The organism is Candidatus Cloacimonadota bacterium (genome assembly GCA_021734245.1).
Classification (GTDB): Bacteria; Cloacimonadota; Cloacimonadia; order Cloacimonadales; family TCS61; genus B137-G9.
In genome coordinates, this window is sequence record JAIPJH010000005.1 from 1 (window position 1) to 26,896 (window position 26,896).

At 38.2% G+C, this 26,896-nt stretch carries 20 protein-coding genes; 9 read left to right on the forward strand and 11 right to left on the reverse strand.

Features of this window, described 5'->3' with window-relative positions; translation table 11 throughout:
• Nucleotides 1-383 precede the first annotated feature (383 nt).
• The 7 genes from K9N40_01465 to K9N40_01495 form a co-directional block, all read right to left on the reverse strand.
• Nucleotides 384-2,792, reverse strand: coding sequence for an ABC transporter permease (locus tag K9N40_01465; protein MCF7813130.1), 2,409 nt, complete (start codon nt 2,790-2,792; stop codon nt 384-386).
• A 355-nt stretch (nt 2,793-3,147) separates the two neighbouring features.
• Nucleotides 3,148-3,804 (reverse strand): DUF6144 family protein, encoded by a 657-nt coding sequence (locus K9N40_01470; protein MCF7813131.1) that lies wholly within the window; start codon nt 3,802-3,804, stop codon nt 3,148-3,150.
• 89 nt (nt 3,805-3,893) lie between these two features.
• Nucleotides 3,894-6,335, reverse strand: a complete 2,442-nt coding sequence (locus tag K9N40_01475) for an ABC transporter permease (protein MCF7813132.1) — start codon at nt 6,333-6,335, stop codon at nt 3,894-3,896.
• 164 nt (nt 6,336-6,499) lie between these two features.
• Entirely contained in the window at nt 6,500-7,165 is a 666-nt protein-coding gene (locus tag K9N40_01480; protein MCF7813133.1) for an ABC transporter ATP-binding protein, read from the reverse strand.
• 432 nt (nt 7,166-7,597) lie between these two features.
• Complete coding sequence (locus tag K9N40_01485; GenBank protein MCF7813134.1) at nt 7,598-8,677, reverse strand: alanine racemase; 1,080 nt, start codon at nt 8,675-8,677, stop codon at nt 7,598-7,600.
• A gap of 3 nt (nt 8,678-8,680) precedes the next feature.
• On the reverse strand, nt 8,681-9,070 hold the full coding sequence (locus tag K9N40_01490) for a GNAT family N-acetyltransferase (protein ID MCF7813135.1): 390 nt from the start codon (nt 9,068-9,070) through the stop codon (nt 8,681-8,683).
• A 219-nt stretch (nt 9,071-9,289) separates the two neighbouring features.
• On the reverse strand, nt 9,290-10,108 hold the full coding sequence (locus K9N40_01495) for a M55 family metallopeptidase (GenBank protein MCF7813136.1): 819 nt from the start codon (nt 10,106-10,108) through the stop codon (nt 9,290-9,292).
• A 150-nt stretch (nt 10,109-10,258) separates the two neighbouring features.
• On the opposite strand from K9N40_01495, the gene K9N40_01500 reads away from it, so the two are divergent.
• The 9 genes from K9N40_01500 to K9N40_01540 all read left to right on the forward strand — a co-directional run bounded on the left by K9N40_01500 (nt 10,259) and on the right by K9N40_01540 (nt 22,268).
• Nucleotides 10,259-11,194: a D-glucuronyl C5-epimerase family protein gene (locus tag K9N40_01500; protein ID MCF7813137.1), complete on the forward strand. Its 936-nt coding sequence runs from the start codon at nt 10,259-10,261 to the stop codon at nt 11,192-11,194.
• Nucleotides 11,194-12,747, forward strand: coding sequence for a beta-N-acetylhexosaminidase (locus K9N40_01505; GenBank protein MCF7813138.1), 1,554 nt, complete (start codon nt 11,194-11,196; stop codon nt 12,745-12,747). The genes K9N40_01500 and K9N40_01505 overlap by 1 nt, the downstream gene beginning before the upstream one ends.
• Entirely contained in the window at nt 12,747-14,636 is a 1,890-nt protein-coding gene (locus K9N40_01510; GenBank protein ID MCF7813139.1) for a tetratricopeptide repeat-containing sensor histidine kinase, read from the forward strand. The genes K9N40_01505 and K9N40_01510 overlap by 1 nt, the downstream gene beginning before the upstream one ends.
• A 150-nt stretch (nt 14,637-14,786) precedes the next feature.
• Nucleotides 14,787-16,331: a hypothetical protein gene (locus K9N40_01515; GenBank protein MCF7813140.1), complete on the forward strand. Its 1,545-nt coding sequence runs from the start codon at nt 14,787-14,789 to the stop codon at nt 16,329-16,331.
• Between the two features lie 118 nt (nt 16,332-16,449).
• Nucleotides 16,450-17,925 carry a T9SS type A sorting domain-containing protein gene (locus K9N40_01520; GenBank protein MCF7813141.1) on the forward strand — a complete coding sequence of 492 codons (1,476 nt, stop codon included), beginning with the start codon at nt 16,450-16,452 and terminating at the stop codon, nt 17,923-17,925.
• Nucleotides 17,926-18,119: 194 nt separating this feature from the next.
• Nucleotides 18,120-18,647 (forward strand): porin family protein, encoded by a 528-nt coding sequence (locus K9N40_01525; GenBank protein MCF7813142.1) that lies wholly within the window; start codon nt 18,120-18,122, stop codon nt 18,645-18,647.
• Between the two features lie 115 nt (nt 18,648-18,762).
• Nucleotides 18,763-19,278, forward strand: coding sequence for a histidine phosphatase family protein (locus K9N40_01530; GenBank protein MCF7813143.1), 516 nt, complete (start codon nt 18,763-18,765; stop codon nt 19,276-19,278).
• 3 nt (nt 19,279-19,281) lie between these two features.
• Nucleotides 19,282-19,956 carry a gamma-glutamyl-gamma-aminobutyrate hydrolase family protein gene (locus K9N40_01535; protein MCF7813144.1) on the forward strand — a complete coding sequence of 225 codons (675 nt, stop codon included), beginning with the start codon at nt 19,282-19,284 and terminating at the stop codon, nt 19,954-19,956.
• A 71-nt stretch (nt 19,957-20,027) separates the two neighbouring features.
• Nucleotides 20,028-22,268 carry a C10 family peptidase gene (locus K9N40_01540; protein MCF7813145.1) on the forward strand — a complete coding sequence of 747 codons (2,241 nt, stop codon included), beginning with the start codon at nt 20,028-20,030 and terminating at the stop codon, nt 22,266-22,268.
• A gap of 47 nt (nt 22,269-22,315) precedes the next feature.
• On the opposite strand, the gene K9N40_01545 is transcribed toward K9N40_01540, so the two are convergent.
• The 4 genes from K9N40_01545 to K9N40_01560 form a co-directional block, all read right to left on the reverse strand.
• Nucleotides 22,316-22,711 carry a rhodanese-like domain-containing protein gene (locus K9N40_01545; GenBank protein MCF7813146.1) on the reverse strand — a complete coding sequence of 132 codons (396 nt, stop codon included), beginning with the start codon at nt 22,709-22,711 and terminating at the stop codon, nt 22,316-22,318.
• Nucleotides 22,708-23,244: a DUF3347 domain-containing protein gene (locus tag K9N40_01550; GenBank protein MCF7813147.1), complete on the reverse strand. Its 537-nt coding sequence runs from the start codon at nt 23,242-23,244 to the stop codon at nt 22,708-22,710. The genes K9N40_01545 and K9N40_01550 overlap by 4 nt, the downstream gene beginning before the upstream one ends.
• A gap of 12 nt (nt 23,245-23,256) precedes the next feature.
• Nucleotides 23,257-23,646, reverse strand: a complete 390-nt coding sequence (locus K9N40_01555) for a DUF302 domain-containing protein (GenBank protein MCF7813148.1) — start codon at nt 23,644-23,646, stop codon at nt 23,257-23,259.
• 137 nt (nt 23,647-23,783) lie between these two features.
• Entirely contained in the window at nt 23,784-26,894 is a 3,111-nt protein-coding gene (locus tag K9N40_01560) for a CusA/CzcA family heavy metal efflux RND transporter (protein MCF7813149.1), read from the reverse strand.
• Between the last annotated feature and the right edge of the window lie 2 nt (nt 26,895-26,896).

Consider the following 26,896-nt stretch of genomic DNA (forward strand, 5'->3'; position numbering starts at 1 on the left):
TTCTACAAATTTTGAGTGTCTCGCTTTTTGAAAAAGTGCCTATTTTGCAACTACTTACAAAATCGGATTACAGAAAAACTACACCCTCCGATTCTAAACAATTGGTATTGTTTAACTTATAACAGGACAGTAGTGATTTGCTTTATCTAAATTTTTCAATTCTATTGTCAAAGATTATTCGCAGCTCCGGCTACCCAGCACAAAACAAATGTTTTGCTTCATACTTCCTTCCCAATCAGGAGTTTGGGAACGAGAGAATCTTCCTGATTTTCTCATGTTCTTTTTCTCAAATCTCATTTCTCACCTCTAACCTTGAAAAGGCTGATCAGTATGAATTTCTCCCATTGAAGCCTTTTCAAGGTGTGGCAGGCAGGATGTTGGCGCTACTCATATCTAATACTCTCAACCGGATTAGAAGCTGCGCTGCGAATAACGGTATAACCAATCGTAATCAGGGAAATTCCAAATGCGATGGCTGCTGCCATGATAAAAACAAAGACATTGATTTCCACTTTATAGGGAAAACTTGCCAGCCATTTATTCACAAATAGATAACTTATCGGCCAGGCGATCAGATTCGCGATCAATATCAATTTTAAGAATTCAGCAGAAATATTTTGAATTATATTGGGAATGGATGCTCCCAGAATTTTGCGAACTCCTATCTCTTTGCGACGCTGTTCTGTGGTGTAAAAGGTCAATCCCAAAAGGCCTAAACAGGCGATGAAGATTGCCAGAACCGAGAAAGTTGAAATCACCTTGAACGATCTTTCTTCTGCTTTGTACATGGAATCTATCTTTTCGTCCAGGAAGGAAAAATCGAAGGGATGAACAGGATAGAATTTTTCCCAGACAGATTTGATTTCTTTTATCGTAGCAGGAACATTGTCCGGACTTATCTTGATCGAAATTTCATGGAAAAGGTAGGGCCAATACATGAACAGAAGCGGAGAGACTTCCTCGTGTAATGAATTGAAATGGAAGTCCTTCACAACCCCGATAATCTCCGGAGAAAATCTTTTTACACCATTACTTAAACCAATTGTATAATTATTTCCCAAAGCTTCTTCCGGAGATGAAAATCCCAGTTTTTTTACAGTAGTTTCATTTACCAATGTTTTTGTAGTAAAATCTACTTCACCAAGCTCAGATAACGTTCTACCTGCCAGAAGTTTAATTCCATACAGATCGAGAAAATCATGATCAATCATACGAACAGAAACCATGAATTCTAAATCCTGATGTGCTAAATCAGGAATCAGATTCGTACCAAATCCGCTACCTAAAACTGGCACTCCAAGGCTGGTGGAAGTTTTAACAACTCCCGGTATTGCATTCAGTTCCGCTTTGATAGTTTCTGAGTTGTAAGACATTCGTTCCGGAGTTTTCAGCACGATCACTTCTTCCTGATCGAATCCCATGTCAAAATCTCGCATGAATCCGATCTGCTGATTGATGATAATAGTAAAAATTATCAGGATAAGAGAAATGGAATATTGCAGCAAAACCAGGAACTTTCGCAGGAAAGCAGAACCGCTTCTGCTGCTGTGCATAGTACCTTTCATCACGTGGACAGGTTGATAATGCGTAAGAACAAAAGCAGGATACAATCCTGATAAAACGCCGACTAACAATGCAGCCAGGAAAATAGTTAACATAATACCGGAGCTACTGAAAAATTGATAAGTAAGTTCTGTTCCAATTAGTTTATTAAAGGCAGGTTCAAAGAGTTCTACTATTACCAGCGCACAGATCAGTGAGATCAAAGTTATCAGGATAGATTCACCCAGAAACTGTCTGATAAGCTGCTGTTTAACAGCGCCGAAAACTTTTCGAACTCCGATTTCCCGCGCTCGTTTTACAGCTCTGGCTGTGGTCAGATTAATGAAATTTATGCAAGCTAGTATGAGGATGAAAAGTGCAATGGAGCCTAATATAAGCAGATATGTAATCGAGCTGTTGGGATTAATCTCACCTTCCAAATCGGAAAAAAGATGGATAGAACTGACAGGCTGAAGAATAAAATTTTTGTAAACTCCTTCTATTACTTTCATGGTTTCATTAAGAAATGGTGCTATTTTTTCTCCAAATTGAACAGGATCAGAATTTGGCTGCAGCAAAACGTAAGTGTAGGAACCAAAAGTTGCTCCCCATTGGTCGAGATAATTCCCTACCGGAAGATCGACCAGTGAACTGTAGGTGCCCACCATATCAAACGTGAAATGTGAATTCACCGGAACTTCTTCAATAACACCTGTAACTTCTAAATCTAAACGATTATTAAATTTCATAACTTTACCAATGGGATCCTGAGAATCAAAATATTTTTGAGCCGCCGATTTTGTTATGACAATTGAATTTTTATCATTGAGTGCAGTCTCAGAGTTTCCCTGCAGGAATTTGTAAGTAAAAATATCAAAGAATCCATCATCAGCAAAGATCAGTTCTTCCTCATAGAATTTTTTATCGGAGGAACTGATAAGATCTCTATCAGGAAAATAGACACGGGCAATACTATCGATCTCGGGATATTTCTGTTTCAGAGTTGGTGCAAGCAGAGCTGGAGTTTCGGCTGTTGGAAATGTTCCCTGTGGTGTTTTGGTGGAAACGGAAACTCTAAAAATGCGATCTTTGTTTATATGAAAATCATCGTAATGAAGATTTTGCCAGATATATAGTCCAACCAGGATGCAGGCTGCTAATCCCAAAGCAAGTCCAAGAATATTGATAACTGAATTTGCTTTTTGTTTTATGATGTTGCGGTATGCGATCTTTAAATAATTTTTGAACATAATTATCCTTCTTTACTAACATAAATGTTATCAATCCGCCTAAAACCAGCAATGCCAGAACGATGATGGCAATCATTTTGATTTTTCTGGCTTCAGGAGAAAGTTCATTCCATTTGGGTCCACGGTTCCAGGTTTTGTGCTTTGTTATACCAATAATAAAAAACACTGTTCCTACAATCGTGAAAACAGGATTTCTGGTAGCAATTCCCAACGGCATCCAGCAAACACCGGTTATAAAGAAAACCAGATAATTTGGTTTTAGCTGTTCACTTTTACGTCGATAAATTATCAATAAGATCATCAATAAAATTACCAGAATTGCTGCAATAATAATTATTAATTCCATTTTGCCCACCTATAGTTCAATTTTAATTTTGCACACGTCATCACCCTGCATGATCGATTCAATTAATTTCACTTTTACCGGTTTCTGCAGGATGAATTCCCAGATGTCTTTGTAAAATCCTGCTCCGCAATAGCAGTAATTGGTATCGACTGGTTCTTCCTCAGAAAGTAAAACTTCTCGAATACGAGGGCAATGACAGTAATAATATTTCTTCATCTTTTCATCATCACAGGCAAAATATTTGTGGAATTCCTTAGGAATTTTTGAGACTGTTACAATGTTGTCCTCCAACTTTCCCACCATTCCCATGCCAAGTTCGTTTATCATGTCGATCTGCTGGTCACTAAGCTGTTTATATTTTTTGATGTAAACTTCGAAAATTCCCTGCATTTTCTGGTGAATTGTTTTGATGTCTTTGGTTCTGCAATATTCTTTGCGCAGCTCTTTCAGGTCAGTTTTAGGTCTAAGGCAGGCACAACCGCACATTACTTCTTCTATCTGCTTTTGAGTAAGTTCTTCAGACAGTTTTTCCATCATTTTTTTCGACCAGGAGATCATCGTTTCATCTTCTTTGCCGGAAATCAAACCATCAAAAAGATCTTCTCTGCCGATTTTCTGCAGAGCATTTTGTAGTTTTTGTAGCCATTGTTTTTCAAACTGTTTCATATAATTTTACTCCTTTCTCACTTCTCATTACTCATCTCTAACCTTTCGAAGGTCGATCTAGCAAGAAGTTCTAAAACCTTCGAAAGGTCTTATTCATATTGTAACGCTTTCACCGGATTGGAAGTAGCAGATTTCAAAGTTTGTACACTAACTGTGATAAGAGCAATTAACAGAGCCAGAATTCCCGAAGCAATGAAAATCCACAAACTCATAGAAGCTCGATAGGCAAAATTCTGCAGCCAGCCTTTCATCACAAAATAAGAAACAGGACAGGCAATCAAGAACGAAACTCCCACCAATTTTGTAAAATCCTTGGAAAGCAGTGATACGATCTGAAGAACTGAACAGCCCAGAACCTTGCGGATTCCGATCTCTTTGGTTCTCTGCTCAGCAGTGAAAGCTGCCAGCCCAAATAAACCGAGACAGGCAATAAAAATTGTGATGAACGTGAAATAGCTGAACAGAATTATCAGTTTTTCTTCACCTTGATAGAGCTGATTCAATTGATCATCTACAAAACTGAACTGGATCGGTTCATCAGGACTGAATTCACTCCATATCTCTGATATTCTATCGATGGTTTTTCGATAACCTTCGCTTTTGATGCGAACGAAAACTCGCAGTCTCTCTCTATAGCGAAACTGCATATCATCAGTAATAAGCCAAATGATAACAGGATAGATCTGTTGTCTTAACGAGTTTGCATGAAAATCTTTCACAACGCCTACAACTTCAGCAAAATTGTCATTTCCCAGACTGTCTGTAAAGGCAACAATTCGTTTACCGATCGGATTGACCCAACCAAATTTGCGAACTGCTTCTTCATTTACCAGCACGCTTTGTGCCCAAGAGTTTTCGATCTCACGACTGAAATTTCTTCCTTCTTTCAGAGTCATCTGCATGGTTTCCAGATATTCGAAATCGATCTGCATGAACTGGCTGCTCATCTGCTGAATATCGCCTTCTTCTGTTTCCATGCGAACCGGAGAACGATTGAATGTTGTTCCCGGCATATTGAAAGAAGCAGCTGCACTGATCACGTTGGATTCATTAGCAAGTTCCTGTTTGAAAGCCTGAATCTGCGGATACATTTGCGGATTGCCTACATCTATTGCCATCAGGTAATCTTTATTGAAACCAAGATCTTTATTTTTGGCATAATGAAGCTGTTTTATAACGATAAGCGTTCCAATGATAAGAGCAATGGAAATACTGAACTGAATAATAATAAGTATTTTCCTAAATAATGATCCTTGAGTTCCTTTGGTATTTTCTGCTTTCAGCGTGTTTACAGGTTTGAAGTGAGACAGAAAAAACGCCGGATAGATTCCAGCCAGAAATCCTACCAGCAATCCAATTAGTAAAGTTCCAATTAAATATTCCGGATTGGAGATCAGATTCAGGGAAATATCAAGTGAGGTGATCTGATTGAATACTGGCAAGAGCAGCTCTGCTAAAACAAGCGAAATTGCAGCTGCACACACTGCCATGATGATCGATTCCATCAGAAATTGTTTTATCAAAGAACCACGATTGGAACCAAAAACCTTGCGCAAACCAACTTCCCGACTGCGTCTGGCAGACCTTGCCGTAGCCAGATTCATGTAATTTATGCAGGCAATTAACAGAAGGAATATTGCAATTATACTGAAAACGTAAATATAGATTATATCGCTGTTGGGATACATTTCCCACACCAGATCAGAATGCAGTCGGATCGATTTGATCGGCTGCAATCCCAGCACAGATGTTCCATTCAAACGATCGTAGGTTTCCTTCATATTTTCTTCTACAAAATCTGGGAATTTGGCGACCAGTTCATCAGGATCTACCCCATCTTCCAATAAAAAATATTGATAAACCTGCCAGCCGTACCAGACGTTTTCTTCGCCTTGTCGATATGCTCCAAAACCTCCTCTCCATGGAACGAGGGCTTCATATTCGAAATGAGTTTTGCCAGGCAGATCGGAAATAACAGCCGAAACCACTACATCAACTGCATTTTCTATTGATAATGTTTCTCCCACCACATCGCTGCGACCAAAAATTCTTTCTGCCAGACTTTCTGTGAGGATGATCGATAATTGTTCTGAAAAAGCAGTTTCTTCGGTTCCGTATAGAAACTGATTCTGGAAAACATCGAAAAAGGTTGAATCAACTGCAAAAATCTTATTTGTAGTGATGGATTGTTGCTCTAAAAAAAGATTGGCTGTATGAGTATAAAGACCGTTCACTCCGCAAACCCTTGTGTAAGCTTTTATCTCAGGATAAATCTCGCTCATTGCAGGAGAAATTGGTCGCGGAGCATTACAATATTTATCGATCTTGCCGCCCATATCATTTTCATTTGTCAGGCGATAAATATTATCAGCTTTGTGCCAGAATTTGTCGTAACTAAGTTCTGTTTGGATATATAAAAATATCAGCAAACTGCAGGTAATTCCAATTGCTAAACCTAAAATATTTAAGATGGAATAAAACTTCTGTCTTCCGATATTTCGGAGTGCTATCTTGAAATAATTTTTGAACATTTTTTTACCTCAAAAAAAAATGTGGCGACGGCAAACCAAGAAGGAAGGAGCAAGGAAACTCAGCTTGTCATCGTCCACAATTTATAAAATTTCAACTCATTTTTTTTATTTGCTGAATTCTTCAAAATCTGTTTTTCCTTACTTTTTTCATCAAAAGAAATACTTCATTGTATAACGATCCTACCATCAAGAAGATCTATAATACGATTTCCGTAGGCTGCTTTTTCTTCGGAATGTGTAACCTGAACGATGGTTGTTCCATTTTCATTCAGTTTTTTGAAAAGATCCATGATCTCTTTTCCCTGAGCCGAATTCAAGTTACCGGTCGGTTCATCTGCCAGCAGCAGGCTTGGTTTGCCGATAATAGCTCTGGCAATTCCTACCAATTGCTGCTGCCCGCCGGAAAGTTGATTGGGAAAGAGGTCTTTTTTGCCAACGATATTGAAACGATCCAAAATATCACAAACCATTGATTTGCGTTCCGCACCTTTGATTTTCTGATACAAAAGCGGCATTTCGATGTTTTCATAAACTGTAAGTTCATCGATGAGATGATACTGCTGAAATACAAAACCAATTTCATGCTTGTGCAGGTCAGTACGTTTTTTCTCGTTAAATTTGTGAACTGGATTCTCTTTGTAATAATATTCTCCATCGTCGATTGTTTCCAGCATTCCCAAAATATAAAGCAGGGTAGATTTTCCTGCGCCGGAAGGTCCCATTACTGTGGCAAATTCACCTTCTTCGATCTTTAGATCGATGTCTCTAAGTACATAAGTTTTTACAAAATTGTTGGAATAATATTTAAATATCCCTTTCAATTCTAACATGCTTTCTCCTTATCCTTTTTGAATTTTCTTAATAAATGATAAAAAAAAGGTTGCGCATTCTGGCATGATAAATAAATTATCCGTTGTGGGACGTTGAGTTAAATAGATCATTCAACTCACTTGAAGTCTGCTTCCTGCCCGAAGCAGACTTCGTCTTTTTTTATCATCTATTTTTTTCACTTATTGTCATACAATTCTGCATTTTCCATTCCAAAACTGTTTACTGCTTACATGGCAGTACTTTATGTCATATTATAATGTCCCTGTTCCCCATAAAGTTGTTCGTTGGCGGACAGCTTTTTGTTCGTTTGTGGACATAAAAAAAGGCTTCAACTGGAAACTAGTCGAAGCCTTTAAAGATGTATTTTTTTTTAATAAAGAAAATTCTTAAATTTGATTATCCCCCTGGCAGAGCATCTATAAAATCAAAGATTAACTGATCTCTTTCTCGATAAATTTGGAATTCATCAATCTGGCAACAGCCATATAATTTGGCTTAAATCTAATGATTGATCCAACGTCAAATTTCTTTTGTAAAACACTGGTTCCCAAATCGTAAACAGTCATATCGGAGGTTGTTCCAAAAAACCTTACATTTTTATCCTTTGGTTTTATATCATCTGTATTAACGTCCAAAGCACCGAAATCCAGGATAGCTTTATAGCTTATTGCTGAGTTTTTAGCTTCCGCAGCATGACCAACATTTCCCTCACTGAGTTTACCATCTGGTTTACTCTCTTTCTGCTCCATTTCGATAATATTGGCGTCAAATTCAAATGCTTCTGTAGAAAGATTTCTGAATTTCTTGCCAGTAAGTGGCGTTAGCCCCAGAAATGCTGCTTCACCAATCCTGAAATGATTTACCAATTTGGGAATTTTTTTTCGCGAAATCAAGGGTAAGGTAATGGAACTTCCACCGGAAATCAGGTCGATCTTACGATCAAATTTCGCTTCGATAAGCTGTTTATATAAAGAAAGCTGGATCAGTTTGTCAAAAGTAGGTTCTACTCCGTACATGCAGCCCAGATTTGTACCAATTCCTACAACTTCAATATTGGAGAGTTCAAAACATTGGGAATAGAAATTTATCAGTTCATCTCGCATCACACCTTCCCGCAATTCTCCCATTTCAATCATGATAATAACTTTATGCAGTTTTTTCTGTCTTTTGGCTTCTTCATTCAAAGCCTCCAATGTATTCAAGGAAGTATTTAAAGAGAAATCAGCAACATCAATAACTGTTTTTATGTTCTGAATAGCAGGTGGTTTTATGTACATCGTTTTGATATCGGGAGCAAGTTCTCTGATATTCTTTAGATTGGAAAGACGGGAATCTGCAACAGAATGAGTTTTTTTTACAGTAGAAGATTTCAGGATTGGTTTTAAAATTTCTTTATGACCGGAAAGAACCTTAGCAGTTAAACTCCAAGTAATATTATTTTTTTCCAGATAATCTGAAAGTTTTTCAATATTTGAGATTATCTTCTTGGTACGAACCAATAATTTTGCCATGACTTAATCCTTTTTCTGATAACGCATTTCTGCGTATTTGCTGCTGAAACCAATACGTTCATACAATCTTTTTGCAGGATTGTCATATTCTACGTGCAAAGCAACATCTCCATTAGTTTCAGCAATGGCTTTTTCAATTAATTTTCCGCCTATTCCTTTACCTCTCATTTTTGAATCTACAGCTACATAAACCAGGAAATTTTCTGGTATGTAGCCACTCATTCCTGTTTGGATCATCACGACAATTCCAACCAGCTGCTCGGCTTCCTTAGCAAGAAGAATAAAACCGCCTTCACTTTTTTGGGTTGAAAAAACATAATCCAAACATTTGTTGATGTCTTCCTTAGAATCGCGAAATCGATCTAAATGTTTATATAAAAAATCTACTACCATTTCTCGAGTTACATTGTCTTCTGTTGAAAACAAATTAAATTTCAAAATACCACCTCTGTTAGTTTTTTATAATTTTTTGTTGATTGTTAACCGACATTAAAATAGTAAGTTACGAATATATCTTTCATATGTTCAATAAAATTGTGGGTACTTTGGGTGTCAAGCAATCTATTTGTTTGACCTAAGTCAAACTATTACAATGTTAAAATTCAATAATTATTATCTATAAAGGTTATTCACCGATCCTGCTGCCATGCAAAGTGTCATTAAGTAGCGATATAAAGTTTGCATATCTTTTGATTCAAAGATCAAAGTTCTGGGATCTAACAATTCTACTCCTGGCACCATTGCACAGGCATAAGCGATGTTAGTGTCGATGCCTTGTATTTTGCAGGAATAATTATCGGAAAGCTGGTAAAAATAGTTTGGAAATGAAGTGAGCTTTTTTCCTGATTCAAATAATTTCTTCAAAATTTCCTGATGTGAATAGAGTTCTGCTGCATAACGGGAAATGGCTTTTTTGGAAACCAGGATTTTGATTTCCTGGTCAACATTTTCGTGCAGCCAGTTTGATGTAATATCATCGGTATATACAAACTGCAGAGGAACACCAATTTCAGCAGCCGTCATAGCATTGATGCAGATTTCACTAACTTTATTGCCATTGATCTCTACTGAATAAAATGACGATGCAGAATATGTGTGATCCATGTTTCCCGGCATTCCAACCGGAGCATGATACCCAAAAAGGATCAATGAATCAAAACTTTTGTCCAAGCCTTCGATCATGTAATATGTGCGAGGATAACCTTTGATGAGCCTGGTATTGCCGACCAGTTTTTCCCAGATCAGATTATCGCCGTTGGCATGAGAATCGGCAACCACAACTTCAGCTTCAGGTTCAGAGTCAAATATTCCTTTTAGAAAAGAATTCATCTGCTCAGTTGCCAGTTGATTAAAACGTTGATTTCCATAAGTTTCCTGCCAGTTTGTAACTCCTGCCAATCCTTCATAATCAAAAGAAATATAGTATTTCATTTTACCCTCCACTTTTTTTAACAAACTATGAAAGTTTGATATTTATTAATGAACAAAACGTCAATCGGAAAAAATTGAAAAAAACATCCTGCTTGACCAAAATTGATTCCATCTGCACTCTGCATATCAATATTTTTGGAGTGAATTTTTATGAATATTGGTAAGTTGATCTTAAAAAAACCCTACAAACATTTTTTTGTTTCTCAGGAGCAATATATTGCAGAAACAGATGAACTTTCATCCTCCAAAATTAAACATTATTATGTTCACCCCAACCGAAAATATCTGGAATTAGATATAAAAGAAAATTACAGATTCGATAAGAATGGAATTCCGGTTGTATCGTTTCCTGGAATTTCTGAAGATCAATACAATCCTGTTACGATAGCACAATATGCTCTTGCTGTCTGGGAATTGGAACTTCCAAAATCAAAACCAGATTTTGGAATATTTTTGAAGCTTTCCAACTGGTTTATCCAAAATCATGAAAATGGAAAATGGCAATATTTATACGAAGATAAAATCTCTAATCTTCCCTATGGCTGGATCTCCGGAATGGCACAGGGACAGGGAATTTCAGTTCTCTTGAGAGCTTATTCTGTTGATAAGAAAAAAAAACATCTGGAAGTTTGCGATCAAGCTATTCAATATTTTCAAAAATCAATGGCAGATGATGGAGTAGCATATAAATTTGAGGCTGCGAATTGGTGGTTCGAAGAATATCCAAATCCCAATAATCCAGGGCATGTTTTCAATGGTCATATCTTTGCTTTATTTGGAATCTGGGATCATTTTCGCATCACCAGAAATGAAAATTCCAAACTGCTTTTCGATAAAGGTGTGAATGGAATTATCGATCAACTTGAAAAATATGATAACGGCTGGTGGGCACTTTATGATCAAAGATTCAAAGGTGTTTTGAATGCTTCTTATCTCGATCTGCAAATACGGCAGTTGGAAGTATTAAACGCTATCCGCCCTGAACCTGTTTTACAAAAATATATCGCTCGCTGGAAGAAATATCTCACAGACCATCACAAACTGGTAAAACTAACCTGTAAGAGATTAATTCAAAAATTATTCTGATGTATAACGTTATTCCCAAACCTGCCAGAATAAAATCTCGAAAAGGTTATTTCACTCTAAATTCAAATACAAAAATCCAGATTATTCCAGAAGCTAAAAAATCAGCAAAATTAGCTGAATACCTGATAAATCAAATTTATGATTTAATGGGGGTTAAGATAGGATTCCTGGCAAATTCACATAACTTCATCTCATTAGAAACTACAAATGCCGGATTGGGAAAAGAAGGTTACAGTTTAATAATTTCTGAAAGTAAAATAGAAATTATGGCTGAAGCAGAAAATGGAATTTTTTATGGAATTCAAACATTGCTGCAGCTTCTTCCCGCAGAAGTTTGGCAAAATTCCAAATTAAAATTTCCGCTACAGATTCCCTGTTGCGAAATCGAGGACAAACCAAGATTCAGGTGGCGCGGAATGCATCTGGACGTGTCCCGTCATTTTTTCGGGATCGAGTTTATTAAGAAATATGTCGATCTGCTGGCAATGCATAAATTCAATGTTTTCCACTGGCATCTTACGGACGATAACGGTTGGCGGATCGAGATAAAAAAATATCCTGAACTTACCAGAACCTGTGCCTGGCGAAAGAACCTGGAACATCTTCCCTGGCTGGAAAGACAAAATTTAAAAGAAGAAGCAAATGGAGTTTACGGTGGATTTTACACTCAAAATGAAATAAAAGAAATAATTCAATATGCAGAAGATCGTTTTGTATGCGTTGTGCCAGAAATCGAAATGCCCGGTCACAGCAGCGAAGTTTTTGCCGCCTTTCCACAGTTTTCCTGCCGTGAAAAAAAACTGCAAGTTGCACCCGGTGGTTATTGCACAAATCCCGATCTTTTCTGCGCCGGAAAGAATGATACATTTGATTTTCTGAAAGATATTTTGAAGGAAGTGCTCGAACTCTTTCCATCCCGACACATTCATATCGGCGGCGATGAAGCAGATAAATCCTATTGGAAAGAATGTTCGCTCTGCCGGCAGCGCATGGTAAATGAAAACCTGAAAAATGAAGACGAATTGCAAAGCTGGTTCATGCAGCAAATCGCCCGGTTTATACGGCGACAGAAAAAAATTCCCGTCGTCTGGGATGAGATCACCGATGGCGGAGTGAATGAAGAAATGCTGGTGATGTGCTGGCGCAAAGACGGGATCGATTCTGCCAGAAAAGCCCTCGCCAGCGGCTGCAAAGTGGTGATGTGTCCAAATCCCTATCTTTATTTCGACTGGAAACAGAACGTAGACGATAAAGGTGCTTTTGGAGTTACAACGCTGGAAAAAGTTTATAACTACGATCCCGTTCCTAACGGTTTTTCTGATGATGAAGCAAAATATATTTTAGGTGCTCAGGGCAACGTCTGGACGGAATGGATGCCATCTGAACAAAGAGTAGAATACATGGCATTGCCCAGAATGAGCGCTTTAGCAGAATTAATTTGGATCGATCCTGATAAAAAAGATTATTCTGATTTTGTAAAACGACTGGACAAAATATTCATGATACTGACAAATCGAGGAGTAAATTTTAATAGAAATATAGGAGAGATTTAGTGGCTGAAATTGATGAATTGAAACATAAATTGAAAAACGCTGCAGGAAAAGAAAAAATTGAATTGCTTTGTCAGATTAGCGATCAGTATATTCAAAATTCGGATGAAGATAGAAGTCTGGCTTATTTGCAGGAAGCACTGCAATTGGCACAGCAGATTTCCGAAGAAAAATATATTGTTATCTGCTTTCAGAAGCTTGGTCTTGCCTATTGGCGAAAAAATGAATTTTCCACTGCCAAGAATTATTTTGAAAAGGCTCTTACTCTTTACGAAAAACTGGATAATAAGTCGCAGGCTGCCAGTTTGGAAATGGCGATCGGCGTTACTTTGCACAATATGGGAAAAAGCCTACAAGCCAAAGTTCAACTCAGAAAAGCAGTCTACAAAATAATTCGGGTAAGAAAAAAAAATAATCTGGCAGGTGCTTATAATTGGCTGGGAATCGTTTACGATGATTTAATGGAAGACCAGGCAGCCATGAAGTATTTTTTAAAAGGGCTTCATATTCAAGAAGAATTGGGAAATGAAGAGGGAATTGGCGTTGCCAAAAACAGTATTGGATTACTGCACTTGAAATTAAAACATCTTGAGCAGGCAGAAAAATACTTGAAGGAATCACTGGAAATCCGCCAGAAAATCGATGATAAATTGGGAGTGGCAGATTGCCTCAATAATCTGGGAATGCTGTTCAGTGAAAATAATGATCTGGAGATGGCATTGGAATATTATCAGAATTCGCTGAAGATCAGACAGCAGATCGGCGGTAAAGCCAAGATGGCAAATACTTATAACAACATCGGAAATATTTATGCCAAAATGGGAAAGATAGACAAGGCTCTAAAAAATCTTGATGCCAGTTTGAAGATCATGGAAGAGATCGGAAACAAATCTTATATTCTTCAATTATTACACAATATTTGTGATTGTCATTTTGATAATAATGATTTTGAAGCTGGCAAAGCTATCCTGGATAGCAGCCAGCAGTTGCTTTCCCAAATCGATGACAGTCCGGTCAAACATATCCATTATCAACTTCTCTCGTCTTACTATGAAAAGAAACAAGATTATCAAAAAGCATTCGAAAATTTTGTGAAAGCAACCAAAATGAAAGAAGCTATGTTTAATCAGGAAAACTCAGCTAAAATAATGGAAATTCAGGCAAAATATGAAATGGAAAAACAGATCCAGCAAAATCGTTATCTGCACCTGAAAAACGTAGAACTGCAGAAAGCTAATGCAACCATAAGCATTCAAAATAAAGAATTAAAGGAAAGAAATGATCATATTCAATTAACCAATAAAATGCTGCGTCACGATATCATCAATAATCTTTCCGTGATGAACAGCGCCATGAGATTATACAATGATTCCAAAGAATCTTCCTATCTGGAAGAAATTCCGCGTCAGATCGAAAAAAGTATCAATTTGATCAGAAAATTAAGAAATCTATCCAATCTATTGAGTGATGATAAAAAATTATATCCTATAGATTTAAGAAAAGATATACTAGAAAAAACGATTTCCAATTATTCCATGCTCAATATCGAAATAAACGGTAAAGGTTCTGTTCTGGCAGATCAGATGCTGGAATCAGTGTTTGATAATCTTTTTTCTAATGCTGTTAAGCATTCTCAAACTGAAAAAATAATAATCGACATCTTAGTTCGAAAGCAATTCGTACAAATAAACTTTGCAGATTTTGGCATTGGCATTCCCGAAGAGATTAGAGATAAGATTTTTGAAGAAAGTTTTGCTTACGGAAATTCCGGTAATACCGGTCTTGGGCTTTTCATCGTGAAGAAGGCTGTGGAAAATTACGGCGGTTCTGTGAGGGTGAAAAACAATCAGCCAAGTGGAACGATGTTTATGATCAGACTGAAAAAAGCATAACGCAAAGCTCCACCTTTGCGAATTATACTTCTCATACAATAGAGGAAAGAAATGAAAAAAATAATAATTATAATTGTTCTTTTTTTACCATTTATTTTACAATCAATGGAACATACCTGAAATTTTGATGAACCAGACAGCAGCATTGTTTTGTATAAATATGGAAAAAGGTATGAACCGATAATAGAAAATGGCATTCTGCATCTGGTAAATGGCGGGATTTTGAACAATCATAAAAATGTTGCTGTATTTCCTGTTTTGAATGACAATAAATACCAGGATATCGAACTGAGCTGGCAGATGTATATTACTCCAGGAGCTGAAGGCTGCGGTATTGCCTTTTTGAACACGGAAATCTTCGGTGCAGACACTCTCAACCTTAAACTCAACCTTGACCTTGTGAAGTGGCATGAGCCGAATATTGAAAAAAGTTTTGCAATTGGATTTGATGTATGCAACCCTGCTACCAGCGCCTGGTTTGGTCCGGATGGAAACTTTTACAACCGGCCGCAAAGAGAAATTTCGCTGCATTGGAACGGAAAAGAGATCAAAAAAATCCTTTCCCCCATAGAATTTCGTGCAGATCCTGAAGAGGAAGAAGCCAAAGAATTTTACCTGAAAATTCATCAGGTAATTGGTGGATCTGAGATTACCCTGAAGATAGAAGATAAATCTGTTTTCGATGAATTCTTTATCGCTGAGATGCAACCCTATGCTGTTCGATTGGCTGCTGGAGGACAAACTTCCGATCAGACAACAACTATTATCCTGGATGATATTAAACTGAAAATGGAGAATGAAGCAGAGAATTACCAAGCTCCAATATCTATAAAAGCAATAGATAAACAGCCGATTTTTATCGATTATCGAGAAACAGAGCATCAGGTTATCTTCCCGGAATTCAAAGATCAGATCGGTCGTGTTGTTCTCACTTTGGAAATGACTGATATGCCGGGCGGTTTCGATCCCTGGGATCGTGGTGCTGCTGTCTACATCTGGCAGGATTCGGTGCGTTACGAGATTTGTCGTTTTATCACTCCTTACAATCGTGGCTATATCTGGAAAGTTGATGTAACAGATTTTCTACCGCTTTTCAGTGGAAAAAAGCAAATGGATCTGCGTGTAGATACCTGGCAGAAAAAAGAAGAAAATCCCGAAGATCAAATCGGCTGGTACGTTTCGGTCGATCTCGATTTCTATCCGGGAATTCCTGAACGCATTCCTATAAAAGTTGTAAATTTGTGGTCAGGCAGCTTTTTCTACGGAAATCCTCTCGATCCAATGAGTGATCATCTTCCACAACTGAAATTGAAAATGCCCCAAGAAGCAAAAGATGCTAAACTGAGATTGATGGTAACAGGTCACGGCATGCATCCCAACACCAATAACGCAGCCGAATTTATGCCGGCAGACAGAACTGTTTACGTTAACGATGAGAAGTTTGAAAACAGACTCTGGAAAACAGATTGCTATTTGAATTCCTGCCGACCACAGGATGGAACCTGGAAATTTGATCGTGCCGGCTGGGCTCCCGGAAGTGTTGTAGAACCCTGGCAAATCGAGTTAGCAGAAATTGCTGCTCCCGGTGAAACACTAAAATTTGATTACATCCCCATGGCATATCGCAACTTGAGTGAAGGTGAACATTGGAAAGCAAATCACTGGTTTGAAAGTCAGGTAATCTTTTATAAATAATTTATTATAATTTTAACTCAATTTGCTTGACCCTGAAGACAAGTAGAACATTTTTGAATCATATAGTGTTTCGAGAATATTTATGACTAATCCAAAAAAAAATAACAAAGGAGAAAAGATGAAAAAAGTAGTAGTTTTATTAGTAGTTTTAACCTTGTTAGCAGGAGCACTGCTAGCCAAAGGAACCTGTGATCAGGGAAGAAGTGAGCCTACATCGGCGGTATTCAATCCAAACGTAATGCAATTAGTCGATGAAACGAATGATGAACTTAAAACAAACATCAACCAACAAGTAACAGGCAGCCGCGATTGGCAGGTCATTAAAAGTGAAGATTTTGAAGGAGCCTGGCCGAATGATTGGGATTGCTATTCAGATGCAACAATAGATTGTTATTGGAGTGATAACAATGATAATTCATCCGTAGGTTCTTGGAGCGGTTGGTGTGCAGATGGTGGCGACGATGCTCCCACAGAACAAATCTATCCAAATGACATGAACGCCTGGATGGTTTATGGACCCTTCAGCCTGGCAGATGCCGTTGATGCAGATATCGAATATGACCTCTGGTACGAAACAGAATCAGATTATGACTACTTCAAATTAATGGCTTCCATAGATGGTACAAATTATTATGGTTTACAATGGTCTGGTTCTTCTGGTGGTTGGCAATATGAGAATTTTGATCTCACTGATGTTTACACTCTTGGTGATCTGACAGGTCAGCCCGAGGTTTGGATTGCCTACATATTTACCAGCGATTACAGCATTAACTATGAAGGTGCTTATGTTGATGAAATTTACATCTGGAAAGATACTGGAGATGAATTGCTTATGGAAGATTTCAGCTCTGGAACATTCCCGCCAGCCGGCTGGAGTGTAATGGGTGATGGACAGGAAAATTGGAGCGAAGTTGGAACTGACAATGCCGGTGGCACAGTTCCGGAATTAGAATTCAGTTGGACTCCATCATTTGTAGGAAGCAGCTACTTTACATCTCCTGTAATTGCTACAGCAGGAATGAATTCAGTAAATTTGGAATATACACATATGCTGGATGATTATGATGGGGCCGGATATTCAATTGGGATAGCCACAACTAGTAACGGTGGAACAACCTGGAATGTAGCTTCACAAGTTTTCCCAACTGGAGATATTGGGCCGGAAAGTGTTAGTCTTACAATTAATACTCCAGATGTTGGCTCAAACAATTTCCAAGTTGCTTTCTGGTTTGACGGTGATAGTTTCAGCCTTGATTATTGGTATATTGATGATATAGCTCTATTTTCTGGAACTGAAGCGGGACAGATCGTTCAACTTACAAATCAGTTGAATGCAAACTATCCAAATCCATTCAATCCAACAACTACAATTTCTTTCTCACTTGTTCAGCCAGCTTATACTATTTTGAGTATTTACAATGTGAAGGGAGAATTGGTCAAAACACTAATCAGTGATCAATTAACAGCAAATGATCATACTGTAACCTGGAATGGAAAAGATAATACAGGAAAAACTGCAGCCAGCGGAGTATATTTTTATAAACTAAAATCCGGTAATTATACTTCCAGCCGCAAGATGCTGATGCTGAAATAGACATAATTTGATAAAAAGAAGTTCCGTGTTAATATGTTAATAGGAACTTCTTTTTTTTTGTTTTGTGCGATTTTCTTGACACATTTCTTCAACTAATTAGAAATTTGAATTCAGATAAATAAAAGAATGATCGCAGGTTTCGAAATCAGGTTTTGTAAAGTGATGTGTTAACCAAATTCAGAGGAGAAGAAAAAATGAAAAAAGTATTTGTACTTTTGTTTTGTTTAGTATTTGCAGTATCAGCTTTTGCTTTTGAGCAAGGCACAAAAACCGTTGGTGGCTGGATCGGATTTGAAAGCTACAAAATGAATTCAGATGCAGATCCGGTAAATGCTATTGAGATCATGCCCTGGGGTGGTTATTTCGTAATTGACAATGTATGTGTAGATGTATTATTAAGTTACGTGAATGCAAATTCTGATGCTTGGGATGATCCAATGACAGAATTTGCTTTTGGTTTAGGTGGTCGCTATTTTTATGATAAAATTTACGGTGGCGCTGGTTTTATGATGGAATCTACTGATAATGGAGCTAATAAATTCAGCGCAAATTATTTAGCTTTTTATGCTGGATATCTTTATCCAATCGCAGGAAATATTTATCTGGATGCCGGTGTATTATATGAAATGGGCCTTGGTAAATACGGCGGCGACTGGGATGATGTTGACAATGAAGAATCCGGTTTCGACGTAGGTGTTGGCATCGATATTTTCTTTAAATAGAAATATCTTCAATCATTTTTTAAAATCCCGGCTTCGGTCGGGATTTTTTTGTTTATCTTGACGGTTGGACATTTAAATATTTGTTTTAGTCAGAGAAATAAAATTTGGAAATAATATGAAAAGAATAATCTTAATGCGTCATGGAAAATCCAGCTGGAAAGATGCAGGCCTGGATGATTTTGATCGTCCTCTCAAAAAAAGAGGAAGGCGCGATTCACCTTTTATGGCAGAATTTCTAAAAAATGAAAACCTGATTCCAGAAATGATCTTCTCATCTGCTGCTCTTAGAACTCGTCAGACTACAGAACTGGCAAATTCGATATTAAAACTGGATGAATCAAAAATCAAATTCTTCGACTCATTTTATCTGGCTCATCCCAAAACAATTTTAACCTTTCTTACAAAATTGGATAATTCTCCAGGTCAAATCATGATCGTTGGGCATAATCCTGCCATGGAACTGCTTATAAAAATTTTAACTGGAGAAACTCAGCGATTTCCTACTGCGGCTGTTGCTATTATCGATCTGGATATAGCAAATTGGAATAAATTGATAAAAAAGCAGAAATGTGGAATTTTGAAGCATCTCTGGAAACCTAAAAATTTGCGTAAAAAAATATTGACGGACTAATGAATGATATTAATTTTAAATACGATTATCGACCAGAAAGCTAGAGATCATTTTACAAATGTGATTGCAGAAAGAATTACCTTCGGAAGATCATATTTTGTCATGACTTTGGAAGACAATATCAACCTTGTTTCGGAATTCTCTCATCTTCTTCTTTCAGGATCGGAACTTTCTGCATCAAATGGAAGCGAATGGGATGGTAAGATTTTTACAGTTATCGAGCATTTTTTGAATCATGATAAACCAATCCTGGGAATCTGCCATGGCCATCAAATTATCGCAAAAGCAGTTTGCGGTGATGAAGCGGTTTGCAAAAGTGCAAATCCAGAATTTGGCTGGAAACAGATGAAAATCACAAAAAACCGCATTTTCAAGAAGATCTCTCAGCCAATTTTTCTGGAATCTCGATATGATGAAGTATGTTTTCTGGATGAAAAATTTGAAATAATTGCTATCAATGAAAGTTCTAAAATCCAGGCGTTCCAAATGAAGAACAAACCTGTCTGGGGAATTCAATTCCATCCTGAGATGCTTTGGGAAGATGGCAATAAAATGTTGGAAAATCACTTCTTACAAAATCCAGACGATAGAATTTTTTATAAAAACGAAATGGAAGATATCAATCTGATTAATTATAATCTGAACATCTTCAAAAACTTCTGGGATTGTTTGAGATGACTTTATTTCTTCTGGTTTAGATATTTGGCATTTTATTTGCATATTAGATGTATAAAATATTTGGAGGATCAATGAAAAAGTTGTTTATGGTTTTTTTTATTATATCCATTTTTTTATTAAATGCAGCTCCCACGACTCTAAATGAAGCAAGACAGAAAGCTGAAGAATTTTTAATAGTGAAAAATGTGACAAATCAAATTGATCAAATCGAGCAATTTACAAATAATCGAAATGTGAATATTGCTTTTCTGGCAAATTTATCTCCGCAAGGTTTCGTTTTGGTTTCGGCAGATAATGAAATCCATCCGATCCTGGCCTATTCTTTTTTGAACGATTTTACATCCGATCCAAATGAATTGGAAATTATGAAATACTGGCTGGGAAAAGTTACAGATTCGTATCTTGAAAAGTTAGATATGCAATTCAAGCAGAAGAACCAGCAGAAATGGAATAATATGCTGAGTACGGGAACACGTTTTGAACAATGGCCGCCAGCTGGAACGACACCAACAGGAGGCTGGCTGGAAACCAACTGGACTCAAAGTTATCCTTACAATCAGTTTTGTCCGATCGACCCTCAAAATTCTCAGCGTTGTGTAGCTGGTTGTCCTTCTATTGTCATGTCACAAATTTTGAATTTTCATCGTGAAATAAATCATACTCAACTTTCGGACGATGATGATTATCACATGTATAGTTCGGGAGCAAATAATTACATCATCGATGATGACAACCATGATCATGGATTTCTTTCCTATCCGGAATTGAACAATTATTTGAATCAGATTGAGGATGTTTATTCTGGCGAGGAATATCTTACTCCCGAACAATCTGCTGCTCTCGTTTTCGCTTGTGGTGCTGCCATCAAACAATCTTATGCTTCCAATATTTCAGGAAATTATTATGATCAACAGATCATCAATGCTTTTCGCAGATTCGGTTTTTATACAACCGATCTATTGTGGGAAGATGAACCTCATGTTTTCAAAAGATTAGCAGAAAACATGAAAGCGGCTCTTCCTGCCAGGTTGGGAATTCTGGCTCCGACGGCTGGACATCAAATTGTTGTGGATGGCTACAACACGGATGAAGAATATCATTTCAATTTTGGCTGGGGCGGCGGATATAACGGCTGGTACAGTTTCCCGCTCAGTGGAATGCCGTATCAATTGAATATGTTCGGTTCGGTAGATATCGATATCAATCAAACCTGGCAGAATTGCCCTGATTTTAACATTATTTCTCCGGAAGCTGGAACTGTTTTCAATACAGAATCAAATATGACGATACAAATTGAAGAAACTGGAATCACAGCAATTGATTCGATTGATTATTTTGTGGATAATGATTTGATTCAAACCGGTTTATACCCGATTGGCTGCAGTTTCGATCTGAGTATGCTGGGAAATGGAAATCATAAAATAACTGTGATAGCATATGCAGAAGATAATAAGCTACGTGCGAAATCAGTGGATTTCGAAATCACCCGGGGAAATGTGATTTTTGAAGAAAATTTCGATGGCAGCTGGGAAAACAATTGGGAATTGAATACCACCAATCCCGACTTTACCTGGCAAATTCTGGAAAACTCTCTGGAAAGTTTTTCTGAAACCAATAGCAACAGCACACATTCTGCCACTTCTCTCGTAGCTTATGCCAATTTGAACGAAGTAATGATCTCACCGGAAATTCAACTTCCTGTTGCAGATTATTTGGACTGGAATTTTTATGTTGGTTTTTGTGATCGTTATCCCAATTACCCCGGAATTACGGCTTCCATTTCCAATGATGATGGAACTTCCTGGACCGACTTGTGGCAAACTGCAAACATAGGTTTGGAAGAATGGACCTGGAAATATGTTTCGCTGGATCTTACAAACTATATAGGACAAACTGTAAAAATAAAATATACCTGTTCCGGATTCAGTTATGCTGATGTTTCCATCGATGGAATTCGTATTATAGAGCCACAGGAAGTTCAGGCACAGAACAATCTCGTTGAGCCGCAAATTGAACTGACCAATTACCCAAATCCTTTCAATCCATCCACTACAATCAGCTTCAATGTAACGCAAACGTCCTCGTTTGCGACCATCGGAATTTACAACTTAAAAAGCCAGAAAGTAAAGACTCTGCCTGTCATTCTGAGTGATGCGCAGCATTGTATCGAAGAATGTGGCAAGCCACTTAGTTATTCTGTAGTTTGGAATGGTGATGACAATTACGGAAATCCTGTTTCATCAGGAATCTACTTCGCAAGATTAAAATCGGGAAAATACTCGAAATCCTGCAAAATGTTATTGATGAAATAAATTTATGCTTCCGAATGTCCGGCAAATGTCGGACATCGGAGTGTTATTTACTTCACTACCTCAAAACCTGCTTCCAACCAGCTTACGATTCCATTTTCCAGATCGATCACATTATCAAATTCCAGCTGTTTCATTATCTGTAGTGCTTGTGAAGTTCTATTTCCACTGCGGCAATAGATGAGGTATGTTTTACTTTTAGCCATTTCATTCAATTTTTGCACAAAATCTTTTCCATAAAAATCTATAAGTTGAGCACCTTCTATATGACCAAATTGATATTCCGGTAAAGTACGAATATCCAGTAGTGCAAAATCTGCTTCCTCCTTAATAAGTTCATCCAACCTGGATTTGAAATCTTCTGCGGAATATCTTTCAAATTCTTGCGAAAAGAGAAGAGAAAGAGTCAACAGAATGAAGATCAGTGTAGAAATTCTTTTCATCATTTATGCTCCATTCCATGATGCATTTTATTTTCAGATTCACTTTCCATTTCTTTTCCCTCAGAAACTATCTCACCGCAATGCAACATTTTATCACCGTAATAAGGATTCATAATTTCATCTCCCCGCTGCAGCCAGCTGCCTGGAGCCATGCTACAAAATGCCACATTCATGCCCATCGGCTGCATCATGCTGGCCCACATTGCCATCGGTTTGGAAAGCTCTTTGAAGGCTGCCCGCATTCCGTCGATAGTTTCAGCTTTACTGATCTTCTGAGCATTTATGCCGATTTTTTCCGGTAGATTTGCAAAATGCATTTTGTGTTCTTCTGGCACATTACTCACATCCAAATCTTTTGCCAGATCGGCAATTTCAGCTGCTTTTTGAGTAATCTCATCTGTTCTATCCAAGGACAGCATTTCCTGGATATATAAGTATTTTTCAGCAATTTCATTCATCTTGCTGTCGAACATTTCGTCAGCCCCCAACAGGAAAATCAGCACTAAAGCTGATACGAGTATTAATATTTTTTCCATTTTATTCTCCTTCTATTTTATTGAATCAAAAAGTTCTTTCAATCGGTTTTCCACATCACAAGCTACACCATCCAATTCGGGATTTTCCAGGTTGGCCATCATGGCAAATGGGCGCATAATAGCGATAACGGTTTTATCCTCTTTCTCATACACGATCATATTACAGGGCAGCATCAATCCAATGTTTTCTTCGGTAGTAACAACCTTATAGGCACTCTGCGGATCGCATAATCCCAAAATAGTGTACTGCTTGTAATCTATGTTCAGTTTCTCTTTGAATTTCTGCTTCAGGTCGATCTGGCTGACAATGCTGAATTTGTGCTCTTTCAGTTTTGCCAGAACAACTTCGGCAGTTTCTTCAAATGTTTTATCAAGTTCTTTATAAAATCCGTAATCTATCATTCTTCCTCCAAATTTTTACTTTACCAAAGCTTCTATCAAATAATCCTTTTCCATGCTTTGGGAAAGTTTTTTCATTATACAACCAAGATTCTTTGTTAGACATTCCTTGGCAGAATTTTTCGGAATGAAATTTTTCATCACACTTTCTCTTTCTTCATAAGATGTCTTTTCCACAGGAAATAGATCGTTGGCAAAATCACTAATGTCATCACAGCAGAAGAGATGAGCCCTCCCACCATGGGAGCAGCAATTCTTTTCATCACTCTGATTCCGGTACTGGTTCCAAACATGATCGGCAGAAGACCGATCACATCGGTAGAAACTGTCATCAGGATCGGCCGCACTCTTTCGGCAGAACCCTGCATCACGATTTGTTTCAGATCGGAAATAGTTTTCAATTTACCTTCTCTTTTCCAGCGATTATATGCTTCATCCAGGTAAACCAGCAGCACAACTCCATTTTCCGCGGCTAATCCCGCTAAAGCAATAAAACCGACACCCACAGCCACCGAAATATTATAATCATTAAAATACATCAGCCAAATTCCACCCACCAGTGCAAAAGGCACTGTGATCATCATAATAAAGCTTTCTGTTACGCTTTTAAAATTCATGAACAAGATCAGGAAGATGAGAGCCAGAGTAATTGGAATAACAATTCTGAGTCGTTTGGCAGCTCGTTCCATATACTCAAATTGACCTGACCAGATCAGGGAAACACCACTGGGGATTTCCACATGATTAGCTATGAGTTCTTTTGCTTCTTTCACGAAACCGCCTACATCTGATGTTTTTAGATCTACAAAGATCCAGGCTGTACGCCGGGCATTTTCACTTTTGATCATGGGCGGACCTTTCACGATCTCGATTTCAGCCAGTTGACCCAATGGAACTGCATAACCCATTGGGCTGGTTATTGTGAGTCGATTTAAAGCGTCGATGTTATTTCTGAGATCTCTTGGATAACGCACATTTATAGGATAGCGTTCCAAGCCTTCTACTGTGTAACTTACATTCATTCCACCCAGAGCACTTTTTATCACATCCTGCACATCACCGATAGTTAATCCTTCGATCGCCACTTTTTCTCTATCTATCATGATATCAATAAAATTTCCACCAGTTACACGCTCCGAATAGGCGGAAGTTACTTCCGGCATCGGACGCAACAAAGCTTCGATCTGTTCTCCAATTTCAGAAAGCTGCTGCAGATCATCTCCCATCAGTTTAATTCCTACTGGGGTTTTAATACCGGTAGCCAGCATATCGATCCTGGTTTTTATCGGCATTGTCCAGCTGTTTGTAAGACCGGGAAATTGCACCATTTCATCCAGTTCACGAATCACATCTTCGATGGTTTTTCCCTTCGGCCACTGGCTTTTATCTTTCAGGATGATCGTGGTTTCTATCATGGAAAGCGGAGCCGGATCGGTGGAAGTATCTGCTCTGCCAATTTTTCCCAGAACGTGTTCCACCTGCGGATGAGAAGCAATTATCTTATCTGTCTGCTGTAAAAGCTCTTTCGCTTTTGTAATGCTAATTCCAGGTGGTGTGGTCGGCATGTATAAAAGGTCACCTTCATTCAAAGGCGGCATAAATTCCGAACCCAACTTGCTATACGGTATATATGTCGAGAGTAAAATAATGACTGCTAAAATGATGACCAGCCAGGGAAACCAAAGTACAAATTTGATGACAGGACGGTAAACAGCAATAAAAAATCGAGCTAAAGGATTTTTGTTTTCCGGCCTGATCTTTCCACGCACGAAGTAAAACATCAGGACGGGAATAACCGTGATTGCCAGCAGCGCTGCGGCTGCCATGGCGAAAGTTTTGGTAAATGCCAGGGGAATGAAAAGCCTGCCTTCCTGCTGTTGCAAACTGAACACTGGCATGAAACTGATTGTAACTATGAGCAGCGAAAAGAACAGTGCCGGTCCTACTTCCTTGGCAGCTATCAAAACCATTTCGTGATGCGATTTATCTTTATGCCGTTCTCGCTGTTTGTGCAGATTTTCCACCATTACAATGGAAGCATCCACCATCACACCAATGGCAATGGCAATTCCTCCCAGGCTCATGATATTGGCCGAAATTCCCCAGATTTTCATGATAATAAAACTGATGAGAATTCCCACCGGCAAAGTGAAAATAGCCACAAAAGCACTGCGTAAATGCAGCAGGAAGATCATCGTTACGATGGTCACAGCCAGCATCTGCAGAAATAAAGTGTTTTTAAGTGTATCGATAGAGCGTTGAATAAGAGAAGAGCGGTCGTAGGAGGTGTGGATTTGAACACCTTCCGGCAAACCTTTTTGTAGAGATTCCAGACGAGTTTTTACACCATTTATCACATCAACAGCATTTTCGCCATAACGCATCACGATGATACCGGTAACTGCTTCACCCTCTCCGTTGATTTCGATGATTCCGCGCCGAATTTCCGGTCCGATATGGATATTGGCAATCTGTGAAAGATAAATTGGTGTGCTGGATTCTTTATCCAATCCTACAGAAATTGTTTTTAAATCTTCTATCGATTGTATGTACCCTTTTCCACGGATCATGTATTCGGTTTCACCCATTTCCAGAAGTTTACCACCAACATCATTGTTGGATCGTTTTATAGCCATGTTTACTTTCTGTAAACTTAGTCCGTATGCCCGCAGTTTTTCCGGATCTACTTCCACCTGATATTGTTTCACATATCCACCGGCACTAGCCACTTCCGAAACTCCCGGAACCGACATCAATTCATTTTTCAGATACCAATCCTGGATCGAGCGAAGCTGCTGCAGATCGTGCCGATCTGACGTGAGTGTGTACATATAGACCCAACCAACTCCGGTTGCATCCGGCCCTAACTGAACGGAAACGTCTTCCGGCAAGCGGCTTTGAGCTACATTCAAATATTCTAATACGCGGGAACGTGCCCAGTAAATATCGGTTCCGTCCTCAAAAATAACATAAACCATGGAAAATCCAAAAAAGGAATAACCCCGCACACTTTTGGCATGAGGTACAGACAGCAACGCCGACGTAAGCGGATAAGTCACCTGATCTTCCACCACCTGCGGAGCTTGTCCCGGATAATCGCTGAAAATGATAACCTGCACATCGGAAAGATCGGGAATGGCATCTACCGGAGTATTATAAATTGCCCAAATTCCTATTCCGATAACGATAGCTGTGATGATGAGAACGAACACCCGGTTATTAACAGAAAATTCTGTAATTTTATTTAACATGA